This window comes from Amycolatopsis sp. NPDC021455, assembly GCF_040640995.1.
Taxonomy (GTDB): Bacteria; Actinomycetota; Actinomycetes; order Mycobacteriales; family Pseudonocardiaceae; genus Amycolatopsis.
In genome coordinates, this window is the sequence record NZ_JBFACT010000021.1 from 76,735 (window position 1) to 88,973 (window position 12,239).

11 protein-coding genes and 1 tRNA gene are annotated in these 12,239 nt (G+C 69.2%); 2 read left to right on the forward strand and 10 right to left on the reverse strand.

What is annotated here, in order from left to right; genetic code table 11:
• Positions 1–33: 33 nt before the first annotated feature.
• The 7 genes from galT to AB0G28_RS23695 form a co-directional block, all read right to left on the reverse strand.
• Positions 34–1,116 (reverse strand): galactose-1-phosphate uridylyltransferase, encoded by a 1,083-nt coding sequence (gene galT, locus AB0G28_RS23665; protein WP_361092638.1) that lies wholly within the window; start codon positions 1,114–1,116, stop codon positions 34–36.
• Positions 1,113–1,913: a DeoR/GlpR family DNA-binding transcription regulator gene (locus AB0G28_RS23670; RefSeq protein ID WP_361092641.1), complete on the reverse strand. Its 801-nt coding sequence runs from the start codon at positions 1,911–1,913 to the stop codon at positions 1,113–1,115. The genes galT and AB0G28_RS23670 overlap by 4 nt, the downstream gene beginning before the upstream one ends.
• Before the next feature lie 99 nt (positions 1,914–2,012).
• Positions 2,013–2,447: a hypothetical protein gene (locus AB0G28_RS23675; RefSeq protein ID WP_361092644.1), complete on the reverse strand. Its 435-nt coding sequence runs from the start codon at positions 2,445–2,447 to the stop codon at positions 2,013–2,015.
• Between the two features lie 24 nt (positions 2,448–2,471).
• Complete coding sequence (locus tag AB0G28_RS23680; RefSeq protein WP_361092647.1) at positions 2,472–3,881, reverse strand: HAMP domain-containing sensor histidine kinase; 1,410 nt, start codon at positions 3,879–3,881, stop codon at positions 2,472–2,474.
• Positions 3,878–4,570 carry a response regulator transcription factor gene (locus tag AB0G28_RS23685; protein ID WP_361092650.1) on the reverse strand — a complete coding sequence of 231 codons (693 nt, stop codon included), beginning with the start codon at positions 4,568–4,570 and terminating at the stop codon, positions 3,878–3,880. The genes AB0G28_RS23680 and AB0G28_RS23685 overlap by 4 nt, the downstream gene beginning before the upstream one ends.
• Before the next feature lie 66 nt (positions 4,571–4,636).
• The gene (locus tag AB0G28_RS23690) at positions 4,637–5,245 is read right to left on the reverse strand and encodes a TRIC cation channel family protein (protein WP_361092653.1); all 609 of its coding nucleotides are present in this window, start codon (positions 5,243–5,245) and stop codon (positions 4,637–4,639) included.
• The gene (locus AB0G28_RS23695; protein ID WP_003087851.1) at positions 5,246–5,899 is read right to left on the reverse strand and encodes a response regulator transcription factor; all 654 of its coding nucleotides are present in this window, start codon (positions 5,897–5,899) and stop codon (positions 5,246–5,248) included.
• A gap of 272 nt (positions 5,900–6,171) precedes the next feature.
• Here AB0G28_RS23695 and AB0G28_RS23700 point away from each other — a divergent pair.
• A tRNA-Arg gene (locus AB0G28_RS23700) sits at positions 6,172–6,244 on the forward strand.
• A 297-nt stretch (positions 6,245–6,541) separates the two neighbouring features.
• Here the strand turns inward: AB0G28_RS23700 and AB0G28_RS23705 are convergent.
• Positions 6,542–9,808, reverse strand: a complete 3,267-nt coding sequence (locus AB0G28_RS23705; RefSeq protein ID WP_361092656.1) for an SNF2-related protein — start codon at positions 9,806–9,808, stop codon at positions 6,542–6,544.
• A 165-nt stretch (positions 9,809–9,973) separates the two neighbouring features.
• On the opposite strand from AB0G28_RS23705, the gene AB0G28_RS23710 reads away from it, so the two are divergent.
• A complete protein-coding gene (locus AB0G28_RS23710; protein WP_361092659.1) occupies positions 9,974–10,444 on the forward strand; it encodes a UPF0158 family protein in 471 nt (156 codons plus the stop codon).
• A gap of 63 nt (positions 10,445–10,507) precedes the next feature.
• Here AB0G28_RS23710 and AB0G28_RS23715 read toward each other — a convergent pair whose 3' ends face one another.
• Entirely contained in the window at positions 10,508–10,873 is a 366-nt protein-coding gene (locus AB0G28_RS23715) for a hypothetical protein (protein WP_361092662.1), read from the reverse strand.
• Between the two features lie 24 nt (positions 10,874–10,897).
• Complete coding sequence (locus AB0G28_RS23720; RefSeq protein WP_361092665.1) at positions 10,898–12,238, reverse strand: plasmid pRiA4b ORF-3 family protein; 1,341 nt, start codon at positions 12,236–12,238, stop codon at positions 10,898–10,900.
• Position 12,239: the final 1 nt, after the last annotated feature.

Sequence of the window (12,239 nt, forward strand, 5' to 3'; positions counted from 1 at the left end):
GAACCTGTGCATCGGAGATGAGTATGGCCGGGTTCAGCCCGCCGCGCGGAGCCGTTCCGCGATCTGCTCCGGCGTCGCGTCGTTGATCCACACCGCCATGCCCGACTCGGACCCCGCCAGGTACTTGAGCTTGTCCTTCGCGCGCAGCACGGAGAACAGTTCCAGGTGGAGCCAGCCGAGGTCGCGGTCGCGGCGCACCGGCGCCTGGTGCCACGCCGCGATGTAGGGCAGCGGCCGGTCGTACAGCGCGTCGCAGCGGCGCAGGACGTCGAGGTAGACGTCGGCGAAGTCGTCGCGCTCGGCGTCGGTCAGCGCGGGAAGGTCCGGGACCTGCCGGTGCGGCACGATCTGGACCTGGACCGGCCAGCGGGCGGCCGGCGGCACATACGCCGTCCAGTGCTCGCCGGAAGCCACCACGCGCGCGCCGGACTTGCGCTCGGCCGCCAGCACGTCGCCGAGCACCGGGCGGCCGTGTTCGGCCTGGTAGGCGCGGGCGACTTCGAGCATGCGCTCGGTCTTCGGCGTGACGAACGGGTAGCCGTAGATCTGCCCGTGCGGGTGCGACAGCGTGACGCCGATCTCCTCGCCGCGGTTCTCGAACGGGAAGACCTGCTCCACTCCGGGCACTTCGGACAGCCCGGCCGTGCGGTCCGCCCACGCGTCGACCACGGCCCGCACCTGCTTCGGGCTCAGCCCGCCGAAGGAGCCGTCGTGGTTGCTGGTGAAGCAGACGACCTCGCAGCGGCCACGGCCGGGCCGCACCGGCACCAGCCCGAGACCATCCACAGTGGACGGCTCGCCGATGACGTCTTCGGCGAAGGAGGGAAACCGGTTCTCGAAGACGACGACGTCGTAATCGCTTTCCGGGATCTCGCTCGGCTTGCCGGGCTTGCTCGGGCACAGCGGGCAGAGGTCCGCGGGCGGCTTGTAGGTCCGCGTCTGCCGGTGGGCGGCCATCGCGACCCATTCACCGGTCAGCGGGTCCAGCCGGATCTCCGACGCGGCCGAAACCGGCGGCAGGTCGCGGGTGTCCTCGGCGACGCGGTCGGGCGCGCCGGACTGGTCGAAGTAGATGATCTCCCGGCCGTCGGCCAGGTGTCGTACGGTGCGCTTCACGCTTCTTGGGCCTCGTCCGTCTCCGCCGTTTCGGCGATCATGAGTTCTCCCGCCCGTTCGGCGAGTATTTCCTTGGCCTCGTCGGGAATCCCGTCATCGGTGACGACGACGTCGGCCTCGTCCAGGTCGGCGATCGTGGAGATCCCGACGGTGCCCCACTTGGTGTGGTCGGCGAGCACGACCAGCTTGCGCCCGGCCTCGACCAGCGCGCGGTCGGTCTCGCTCTCGGTGAGGTTCGGCGTCGTGAACCCCGGCCCGTCGGCCATCCCGTGCACCCCGAGGAAGACGACGTCGAGGTGCAGCGACCGCAGGCTGTGCACGGCGACCGGGCCGACCAGCGCGTCCGACGGCGTCCGCACCCCGCCGGTGAGCACGACCGTGCGGTCCGGCTGCGTCGACCCGCGGAGCACGTCGGCGACCTGGATCGAGTTGGTCACGATGGTGAGGCCGGGGATGGCGTCGAGCGCGCGGGCGAGGGTCCACGTGGTGGTGCCGGCGGAGATGCCGATCGCGGTGCCGGGCCGGACGAGCGTCGCGGCGAGTTCGGCGATGGCTTCCTTCTGCGCCCGCTGACGCACGGACTTCGCCTCGAACCCGGGTTCATCGGTGCTCTTGCCGACGACCGAGGTGGCGCCGCCGTACACCTTCTCGACCAGCCCGCGCCCGGCGAGGACGTCGAGGTCGCGGCGCACCGTCATGTCGGACACGCCCAGCCTGGTGACGAGGTCACTGACCCGGACCGCGCCGGTCCGGCGTGCCTCTTCCAGGATCACCGCCTGTCGCTGACGCGCCAGCACCGTTCAACTCCGTCCCGTCCGCACCTCAACCACACAAAATCCTACACGATTCAACACAGGATCCGCAGGGTCAGTGCGGGTGAACTTCGAAACAGCAGGTCACGGCGCAGGCAGGAGATGAGGTGTCACGCTCCAGACGAACAACACCACCGCGGGCGTCAAGAGCGCAACCCGCCACGCCCGCGGCAGCTCCGCCGCGGTGACGATCGCGGCGAGCGCGTAGCCGGCGGCGGTCAAGGCCAAGATCGCCACCACCGGCCGGTTCGCCGTGTCGACGACCGGAACGACCAGCGCCAGCGCGAGGAACGGCCCGGCCGAAGCAACCGGCCACGCCGGCCGGACGCGGCCCAGCGCCATCGCCGCCGCCGAGAGCAGCCACGCACCGGCGAACAGGAGCGGCTCCTGCAGGATGGGCACGACCCAGCAGCCGGTGCCGGTGCACAGGTGCGCCGGCACCACCAGCAGGACCAGCGCCGCGAGCACCCCGCCGACCGCCGACACCAGGCAACGGCGGGCCCATTCGCGAAACGACATCCGCGGATACTGGCCGAGAACGGCTCAGCCGGGAGCCCCCGGCAACCGGATCGTCATCAACGCGCCGCCTTCCGGAGCCCGAGACGCGTACACCGCGCCGCCGTGCCGCTCGGCCGCGTGCTTCACGATCGCCAGCCCAAGGCCCGAGCCGGGCAGCGTTCGCGCCTCCGACGAGCGGTAGAAGCGGTCGAACACCTTGGGCAGGTCCTCTTCGGCGATGCCCGGGCCGGCGTCCGCCACCTCGACGACCGCGGTGCCGTCGCCGAGCGGGTACAGCCGCACCCAGACCGTCGAGTCGGGCGGCGAGAACTTCACCGCGTTGTCGAGCAGGTTCAGCACCGCGCGCTCGAGCGAGCTGTTGTCGCCGGTGAGCACCCACGGCTGCAGCGAGACGTCGAAGTTGATCTCGCCCGCGCGCCGGCGTGCCCGGTCGAGCGCCCGCTCGACGACGTCCAGCAGCTCGACGCGTTCGAAGCGCTCGCGCGGCTCGTCCTGGCGCGCGAGTTCGACCAGGTCGCCGATGAGCTGGGTCAGCTCGTCGAGCTGGCCGCTGATGTCCGCGACGATGTCCGCGCGGTCCTCGTCCGGCAGCGGCGGCGCCCCCGGCTTGCTCGCCGCGAGCAGCAGCTCGAGGTTGGTGCGCAGCGACGTCAACGGCGTCCGCAGCTCGTGCCCGGCGTCCGCGACCAGCTGGCGCTGGCGTTCCTGCGAGTCCGCGACCGTGCCGAGCATGGTGTTGAAGGTCTGCGTGAGACGCGCGAGCTCGTCGTCGCCGCTGACCGGGATCGGCCTCAGGTCGCCGGTCTTGGCGACGCGCTCGGCGGCCGACGTCAGCCGGTCGACCGGGCGCAGGCCGGCGCGCGCCACCGCGGTGCCGGCCGCGGCGGCGACCAGGATGCCCGCGCCGCCGATCAGGAACAGGACCAGGGCGAGCTCGTTCAGCGTGCGCTTGGTCGGCCCCATTGACTGGGCGAGCACGATCGCCTCGCCGTGCCCGGACGGCAGCGCGACCACGCGGCTGTCGGTGCGGAAGTCGGTCCGCAGCGACTGCGGCGAGTCGCCGTTCGCGACGTCCAGCTCGCGCTGGTCGAACGGCGGCGCCGAGCTCGACAGGGGGTAGGTCATCACGGCGTGCTGGACGTCGGGAGCGGCGTTCAGCTGCCCGATCTGCAGGTCGGCGCTGGCGAGGAACGCGCCGGGGACCTGCCGCAGCTCGGTCTGCACCTGCGGCGAGTCGACCGCCGCCTGGGCGCGCGCCATGAGGCCGTCGTCCAGCTGCTGGTACAGGTTGCTGCGCACGACCATGTACGCACCGATCGACACCAGCGCGACGGCGCCGGCGACACAGGCGGCGGCGAGCAGCGTGACCCGGCCCCGCAGCGAGAACCGGCGCGTCCCCCAGCGCGTGCCGCGGGGGTCGCCGGGCTCGATCACGGCGGGGTTTCCCTCAGGACGTACCCGACCCCCCGCACCGTGTGGATCAGCCTCGGCTCCCCCTCCGCCTCCGTCTTGCGGCGCAAATAGCCGACGTAGACCTCCAGCGCGTTGCCCGACGTCGGGAAGTCGTAACCCCATACTTCCTCCAGGATCCGGCCACGCGTGAGGACGTGCTTCGGGTAGGAAAGGAACAGTTCCAGCAGGGCGAATTCGGTGCGGGTCAGGCTGATCTCGCGGCCGCCGCGGCGGACCTCCCGGGTGCCGGGGTCGAGGGTCAGGTCCGCGAAGGACAGGACCTCCGACGCCTGGCCGTTCTGGCCCTCCGGGACGGCGCGGCGCAGCAGCGCCCGCAGCCGGGCGAGCAGCTCCTCGAGCGCGAACGGTTTCGGCAGGTAGTCGTCGGCGCCGGCGTCCAGCCCGGAGACGCGGTCGGAGACGGTGTCGCGGGCGGTGAGCACGAGGATCGGCAGGTCGTCGCCGGTGCTGCGCAGGCGGCGGGCCACCTCGAGGCCGTCCAGCCGGGGCATCATGACGTCCAGCACCATCGCGTCCGGCCGGTCGGCGATGATCGCCTCCAGCGCCTGCGCACCGTCACTGGCCAGCTGGACCTGGTAGCCGTTGAACTCCAGGGACCGCCGAAGCGACTCACGGACGGCGCGGTCGTCGTCCACCACAAGGATGCGCATGGCGCTAGTTTTACGCAGCGTGCTGAGACCCGCCTAAGAACACACGCAGAACTCACAAAGGATTTCTCACTCGGGACCGCGCGCGACCGGCGCGTTCCAGTGCCGCCAGAGCGCGACCATCCTGACGGAAACCACGACGGCCGCCGCGACGACGGTCACGGGACCTTCGGGCAGTCGCACAGCGTGACCGACGGCGACGAGCGCCGAGCCGGCCAGCGCGGCCACGGCGTAGATCTCCTTCCGCAGGACGAGCGGGATTTCCCGGAGCAGGAGATCGCGCACGGCACCGCCCCCGATGCCGGTCGTCATCCCGATCAGACACGCGGCGTAGACGGTCGCGCCGGCGTTGAGCGCGATGGTGGTCCCGGCGGTGGCGAAGACACCGAGCCCGAGCGCGTCCGCGAGGAGAACGCCCCGCCGCAGCCGCGCGACCTGCGGGTGGAAGACGAAGACGACGAGGGCGGTCCCGGCGCAGACGGCGAGGTAGGGCCAGTTCCGCAGGGTCGTGGGCGGGTGGATGCCCAGCAGGACGTCCCGGATGACGCCGCCGCCGAGCGCGGTGGTGAGCCCGACGACGACAACACCGAAGACATCGAGCCGAGCCCGCACGGCGGCGAGCGCCCCGGACGCCGCGAAGGCGACGAGCCCGACGAACTCCAGGGCCGTGAGCAGCATTTATTGGTCTAGGAGTCCACCGCGGTAGGCCAGCAGCGCGGCCTGCACCCGGTTGGCGGCGCCGATCTTGGAGAGCACGGCGGAGACGTACCCCTTGACGGTGGCTTCGGAGAGGTGAAGCCGCCCACCGATCTCGGCGTTGGAGAGTCCCTGGCCGATCAGGGCGACGACCTCACGTTCGCGTTCGGACAGCGAGGCGAGCAGCTTGCGGGCGGGCTGAGCAGCGCGTTGTTCGTCCCGATGAGACTGAACCATCCGCGCGGCCACGCCGGGATCGAGCACGGCGCCGCCCCTGGCCAGGTCCCTGACCGCGCGCAGGAGCGCCGCCGGATCGATGTCCTTGAGGAGGAAGCCGTTGGCGCCCAGCCTGAGCGCGAGGCTGACGTATTCGTCGATGTCGAAGGTGGTCAGCATGGCCACAGTGGGCGGATCGGGCAGGGCGAGGATGGCCCTGAGCGCGCGGATGCCGTCGTCGGGAGCCCGCATCTTGATGTCGAGAAGCGCCACGTCCGGGTGATACCGCCGAGCGACCTCCACCGCGGATCTGCCATCGCTCGCCTCGCCCACGATCTCGATGTCCTGGGCCCCGGACATCATCGCGCGCAGTCCCGAGCGCACCAGTTCCTCGTCGTCGGCGAACATGAGCTTGATCAACGAAGCCCTCCGCAGCAGCCGGTGGAGGCGGCTCCCCGCATCCCGTTAACGAAGGTTACCTACTGTTGTTCAGCAGTTCGAAACCAGACACGACCAGGTGAGGCACTGGTCCGTCCAGGTCAGGTGCGGTGGCCCCTGCGGCGGGGTGTACCCCGCCTGTCGGCTGCGGGTGAGAACCACTCACCTGGGTGACTACGACCGTCGGGTTGCTCCATCCGTGCCCCTGGTGCTGGGCCACCCTTCGGCAAGCTAAGCTTGCCTCGCAGCAGCAGGCCCTCGTAGCTCAGGGGATAGAGCACCGCTCTCCTAAAGCGGGTGTCGCAGGTTCGAATCCTGCCGGGGGCACTCACTGACCAGGCGTTTCGACCGGTCGCCCCTGTTCCTCCTGCAGGGCCGGCCCAGGGCGACGTTGGTCCAGGCGACACTGCAGATGGTTCGTCGAGCGGTGTATCGGTCGAGTCCATTGTGTGTTGTGGTGGCAGGCGTTGGCGGTTGTTGTATCGAATAGTCGTGGTCTGCGCGCGTGCGAATGATGCCAAATAGCGGAGCGCCGATCGGTTCATTGCCGAGCACTCCGATCCCGCCCTGCCGTGATCTCCGCCGTCAATCGCGGCTCGGGCCGATGTGTCCGGCTGCGACGGCTCAGCCGAACAGTCCGCGGATGTCGTCGGCGTCCAGGTTGCTGCCGAAGGCGTTTCCTTCGTCCATGACGCCGGCGAACAGGGCAGCTTTCCGCGCTTTGAGCTCCATCACCTTCTCTTCGATCGTGCCCTTCGCGATGAGGCGGTAGACCATGACGTTCCTGGTCTGGCCGATGCGGTGCGTGCGGTCCACCGCCTGTGCCTCGGTCGCCGGGTTCCACCAGGGGTCGAGCAGGAAGCAGTAGTCCGCCTCGGTGAGGTTCAGCCCGAACCCGCCTGCCTTGAGACTGATCAGGAACACCGGCGCCTGGCCGCTCTTGAACTGCTTCACCACGGCGGCCCGGTTCCGGGTCTTACCGTCGAGGTAGCAGTACGGCACCCCGGCGGCGTCGAGGCTCCGGCGCACGAAGTCGAGGAATCCCGTGAACTGGCTGAACACCAGGGCTCGGTGCCCGCCGTCGACGACGTCGTGCAGCTGTTCGAGCAGGGCCTCCACCTTGGCGGAAGACAGCTTGGCGTGTTTCTCGTCCACCAGTCCGGCGTGCAGGCTGAGCTGGCGCAGCAGGGTCAGCGAACGCAGGATGGTGAACCGGTTCCGGTTGAGGTCGTCGATCAGGCCCAGCACCTTCTGCCGCTCCCGCTGGAGGTATGTCTCGTAGATCTTGCGGTGCCGCGGGGCGAGGTCCACTTCGAGGACCTGTTCCTGCTTCGGCGGGAGGTCGGCGGCTACCTGCTCCTTGGTGCGGCGTTTGACCAGGGGCTTGATCCGCCGGCGGAACCGCGCGAGCAGGTCGGCGTCGCCCTGCTTCTCGATCGGGCGCGCGTAGTACTCGGCGAACCGGGCCGGGTTCGGGAACAGGCCCGGTGCGGTGATCGACAGCAGCGACCAGAGCTCCATCAGGCTGTTCTCCATCGGCGTGCCGGTGATGGCCAGCTTGAACGAGGTCGGCAGCTGCCGCACGCACTGGTAGATCTTCGACTGGTGGTTCTTGGCGAACTGGGCCTCGTCCATGATCAAGCCCGACCACGGGAGCTCGGCGTACTCGTCGAAGTCGAGCCGGAACAACGTGTGCGAGGTGACGACGACGTCCGCGCCGGCGATCGTTTCGGCGAGCGTGCCGCCGCGGCGGCTCGTGGTGTCTCCGATCGGCACCACGTTCAGGCCGGGCGCGAACCGGGCGGATTCGGTCACCCAGTTCGTCACCACGCTGGTCGGCGCGATGACGAGGAACGGCGCGAGCGCGGGGTCTTCCCGCTTGGCGTGGCAGATCAGGGCCAGGGACTGCAGTGTCTTGCCCAGCCCCATGTCGTCGGCCAGGATGCCGCCGAGCTGGAACTTCCACAGGAACGCCAGCCAGCGGAACCCGTCCAGCTGGTACGGGCGCAGCCGCGCGTCGAGCGTCGCCGGTGGGTTCGTCGTGTCGACCTCGTCGATCGACCGCAGCGCCGCGAGCTGGCGCTGCCACGCCTTGGCTTGGCGGCCGACCACTCCGAGCGCGGCGAGCTCGTCCCAGAGCCCGACCTGGTAGCGGCTGATCCGCAGCGGGCCGCCGGGCGAGTCCTGCAGGGCTCGCGCCTCCTCGATCAGCTGACGCAGAGTGCGCAGCTCCGGCTTCTCGAGGGAGAAGTACGCGCCGTCGTCGAGCAGCAGGTACGGCTGGTCCGTGGCCAGTGCCGTGAACACCGACGTCAACGGGACCTTCCGGCCCTCGACGGTGATCGTGACATCGAGGTCGAACCAGTCCGTTTCGCCCGCGCCGGCCTTGGTGGAAACGCCGATGGACACAGAGTCGCCGGCTTCGCGGTAGTCGGCCGGGGTGCCGTCGATCTCGATCGCGACGCCTGCCTGATCGGCCAGCTGCGGCAGCATTTCCGTGGTGAACCGCATCGTGTCGATTCCGGCGAGCGTCGTCTCCGCCGAACCCGGCATGGGCAGGCCGGACTGCTCGAGCGAGGTCAGGACGGCCCGCTCCGCGGCGGCATCGCGGTACCCGTCCTCCGGCCGGGCCGGTCCCAGCGGTGCACGGACCTCCGATTCGTCGATCCGGTAGGCCCACTCCCAGCTGAGCTCCAGCGCGTGGCCCGTCCCGTAGGTCGCGTGCAGGGTCAGCGTCGGATCCGAGATGACCGGTGGGGTGAAGGTTTCGTCGGACGACACGATCGGGGCAATGTGCCGCAGCCGGGGGTAGTACTCGTCCCGGAACCGGGATGCCTGTTCGGCGGGAATCTCGAGGCTCTGGCCGGCGAGCACCATCCGCTGCAGAGGCACTGGCACGGGCTTGGTGAGCCGGGCAAGCCGGATGTGCCAGTGGCGGGGGTCGTCGCCGGCCTGCACGTCCGTGGGGTCGGTGTAGACCAGCCCATGGCCATCTTGCCCGACGAACCGGATCGGCACGACGTCCACGTGCTTGCCGTCGACGTAGAAAGCTGGGCGCACCACGAACGCCCCCTCATCGGTGACGTCGAGGCAAAGCTCGGCCGGGTGATACGGCGCCACCTCGCCGAGAGCTTTCCGGTTGTGCACCAGACGGATGCCGACAGCTTCCGCTTCGTCGAGAAGTGGCCAAAGCCGCCGGCTCTCGAACGCGGCGAAGTCGATTGATTTCACGTCGGCGTAGTAGCCGGAATTCGGATCGCGTGTGCGATGGACGGCGTAGAATTCCCTGAGCACCCGCACCTGTGCCTCGATATAGCCCTGATGGGTGAGGGAGCCGAGCTTGCTCCAGCTCAGCGAGCCACCGATCCAGCCGGTCCGGCCCGGCTGGACCAACCGGGCGGACACTGCCGTCGCCCGCCCGGCGGGCGACAGTGCCAGTTCGATGGCCAGCGGGATGGCGTCCGGCCGACGTGCCGGATCGGCTGAGCCGAGCAGGGAGTCGAGGGACGCCGCCCAGCTCGGGGCTTTCGGCGTCAGGGGACGTCCGACCCGCACGGTCCGCGGCTTGTGAACGCGCACGGGCGGCTCCTCGTCGGCGACGGCCGTGAGCGCCAGAGCTGCGACGTGCTTGCAATTGAAGCCCACCGGGCAGGTGCATTCGCCGTGCTCGAACCCGTAGGGTTGCCCGTCGACGACGGAGAAATAGGCCGACGTCTCGTAGACTTCACCCCTACCCAGGACTTGCCCGTGCAGCGCGTGCTCCGAGTTGCTCCATCGCGACGACAGAACCGCGTTGCGGCGCGCGTAGTCGACGCCTCTCGCGAAGAAAGTCGGGCCCACAACCGCTTCGATCTCGTCGGGATCGATGTCGAGCAGAGTGACTCGCTGCATGCCCCGCAAGATATCGGTCGGTGCCGACCTTTCTTCCGCGCCATGCCGCCCGAGCTGGATCTGCGACGGATGTGACAGATGATGCGGGGTGGAGCGCGGCTGTCCCGGTCGGTCAGCCCCACGGCTTGAGCATGCCGGATTGAGCGCCAGGGATAGTCTGTCCGCATGCTCGGCTTGGACAAGTTCGACCTCGACGACATCGCGATGGCCTTGCAGGACCAGACCGACTACGAGCACTTTCACCTGGTCGACCCGCGAACAGGCGAGATGGGATTCTGGACCCGGGACTGCGGGATCGACGGCCGGCACCCGGTCGACCTCGACGACCTGGACCTGATCGCGATCCAGCCACTGCCCTCCTACGTCTGGTACCAGGACATGGCGGACTTCGCCGAAGCTATCAGCGATGAGCGAGCCGGCCAGCGGCTGGCGAGAGCCATTCGCGGCAAAGGTGCCTTTCGCCGCTTCAAGGACGAGTTGCATGAGGAGTACCCGGAACTTCTCGATGCTTGGCACGAATTCAGTGACATCCGGGCGCGACGTCGCGCGGTGGAATGGCTCGCCGACAACGAACTCATCGACCGTGACACCGCCGATCGATTCATTGCCGAGCACTCCGATCCTGATTTGCCGTGAGACACCCAAGAGCAACTGGCCAAAGCGGCGTGCGCAGTCAGACGAGCTCACCGACCGCCGCCGTCACCTGGCACGCTGCCCCTGCAGACTGCACTCAGGGCGACTGGCCAGGCCGTTCAAGACCGAGGTGCTCGGCGTCGAGGTCACCGTGACCCGAACCACGTCGAACGGTTCGCCGAAGCGCTGCGCGGCAAGGGATTCGACCCTGTGGTTCTCCGGGGCGGCATGGGCGCGAAAGCACGCGCGGGCGCCCAGGAGCGACTCGTACCTTCCGCCGAAGCACCATTGCTGGCCGTCGCCACGGGACCGTACGTCGGCGAAGGGTTCGACTGTCCGGTGGTCGACACCTTGTTCCTTGCGGCTGCGATCGCGTTCAGGGGCCGTCTGGTCCAGTACGTCGGGCGCGTTCTCCGGACCCGCGGCGGGCAAGCGGTTGACGACTCGATCGGAACGTCAAGACTCGGGCCAGCTCCAATCCGGGTGCGGCTCCGCCGGGAATGGCTCAAGCCCCAGATAGTGCCGGTAGGCGGCGTGAAGCCAAGCAGCCGCCGTCTCGGGTGGGAAGCGGATGTCCGCCAGGTCGAGCTCGATATTTTCCGAGGCCCTGCGGCACACCGCGAACGGAGGACGCAGCCAGTCTCCGCGGCCGAATTCCAGCACCTTCACCGGCTCGCCGTTCGCGATCGCCTCAGCCGGCAGATCCAGCTCGGTTTCCAGAGCCTCGGCGAATGCCTCGACTTCATCCTCGTACCAGCCGTGGGTGACGACCGTTTCGATCACCGCGTCGAACGGTGACTCCTCCGGCTCGGCCACAGCACCGCTGAGGCGGCGGTTGATGTCGTCCTGGTCGAACCGGATCACCCGGAACTGGGTGTCTTCGACCGGCACTTCCCCACGACCGGCCACGCACACCGGATAGGTGAGCGACGGATCGACGTCCAAGACCTGCTCCAGCTCGATGTCATGGCGCCAGTCGTCACCGAAGTCGTAGGTGTAGCCGAGGCGCTTGCGGGTGCGGGTGAAGGCCTCGCCGACCGTGATCTCTTCCTCGTCGTTCATGTCGTAGCCCGGGCTGCCGTACTGCCGGTTGCCGACGGTGAAGCCGTGCAGGTGCTCGTCGTCCCAGCGCATCACCACCTGGATCACCCGGTGCAGGTCGCCGAGGGTCGCGTCCGAGTGAATCAGCACGCGCCGCCAAGAACCCATGCCCGTCAGGGTGACCTTCAGCTGGCAGATCCGGCCTGGTTCCACATGCGGATCGGCGGACACCGTGGCGCCGCGGGCGAGTTCTCCCAGTGCCCAACGGCCGAGGTCGGTGAGCTGCCGCCGCTTCGTCACGGCGCCGAACTCGATCAGGATCTCGACCGGTAACGCACGGGACCGCGCGGGTTCGCCTGCCGCGAGCGCGGTGAGTGCCGCATGGCCGTCGGCCAGCGCCTCGACGGGATCCTCGTCTTCGAAGTTCGCCGAGAGCGCCGCCGCGAGAGCCCGCAACCACAGCGATGGGGTGACCTCCATCGGCGGACCGGCCTTCACGACGCCGCCTTCGAGCGAAATGGCCCCTACGGCCAACGCGGCTGTCCACAAGCGGTTCCAATGCGGGATGTCCCCGGCCGAGCGGAACCTCTCCGGGACCGGAATCCCGGTTTCCGCGCTCGCACGCCGCAGGTCTGCCGGGCGGAGCACGCCTTTGGATGTCACAGGCTTGCCGTCGCCCACCCACTCCGCTATCCGGCGAATCTCGATGAAAGCCGCACAGTCCTGGGCAGGCTTGGTCACGTCGAACATGTTCATC

Excerpts from the sequence above, each read along its gene's own strand:
- AB0G28_RS23675 (WP_361092644.1), bottom strand. The coding sequence starts at position 2,447 with ATGTCGTTTCGCGAATGGGCCCGCCGTTGCCTGGTGTCGGCGGTCGGC.
- AB0G28_RS23685 (WP_361092650.1), bottom strand. The coding sequence starts at position 4,570 with ATGCGCATCCTTGTGGTGGACGACGACCGCGCCGTCCGTGAGTCGCTT.
- AB0G28_RS23690 (WP_361092653.1), bottom strand. The coding sequence starts at position 5,245 with ATGCTGCTCACGGCCCTGGAGTTCGTCGGGCTCGTCGCCTTCGCGGCG.
- AB0G28_RS23705 (WP_361092656.1), bottom strand. The coding sequence starts at position 9,808 with ATGCAGCGAGTCACTCTGCTCGACATCGATCCCGACGAGATCGAAGCG.
- AB0G28_RS23710 (WP_361092659.1), top strand. The coding sequence starts at position 9,974 with ATGCTCGGCTTGGACAAGTTCGACCTCGACGACATCGCGATGGCCTTG.
- AB0G28_RS23720 (WP_361092665.1), bottom strand. The coding sequence starts at position 12,238 with ATGAACATGTTCGACGTGACCAAGCCTGCCCAGGACTGTGCGGCTTTC.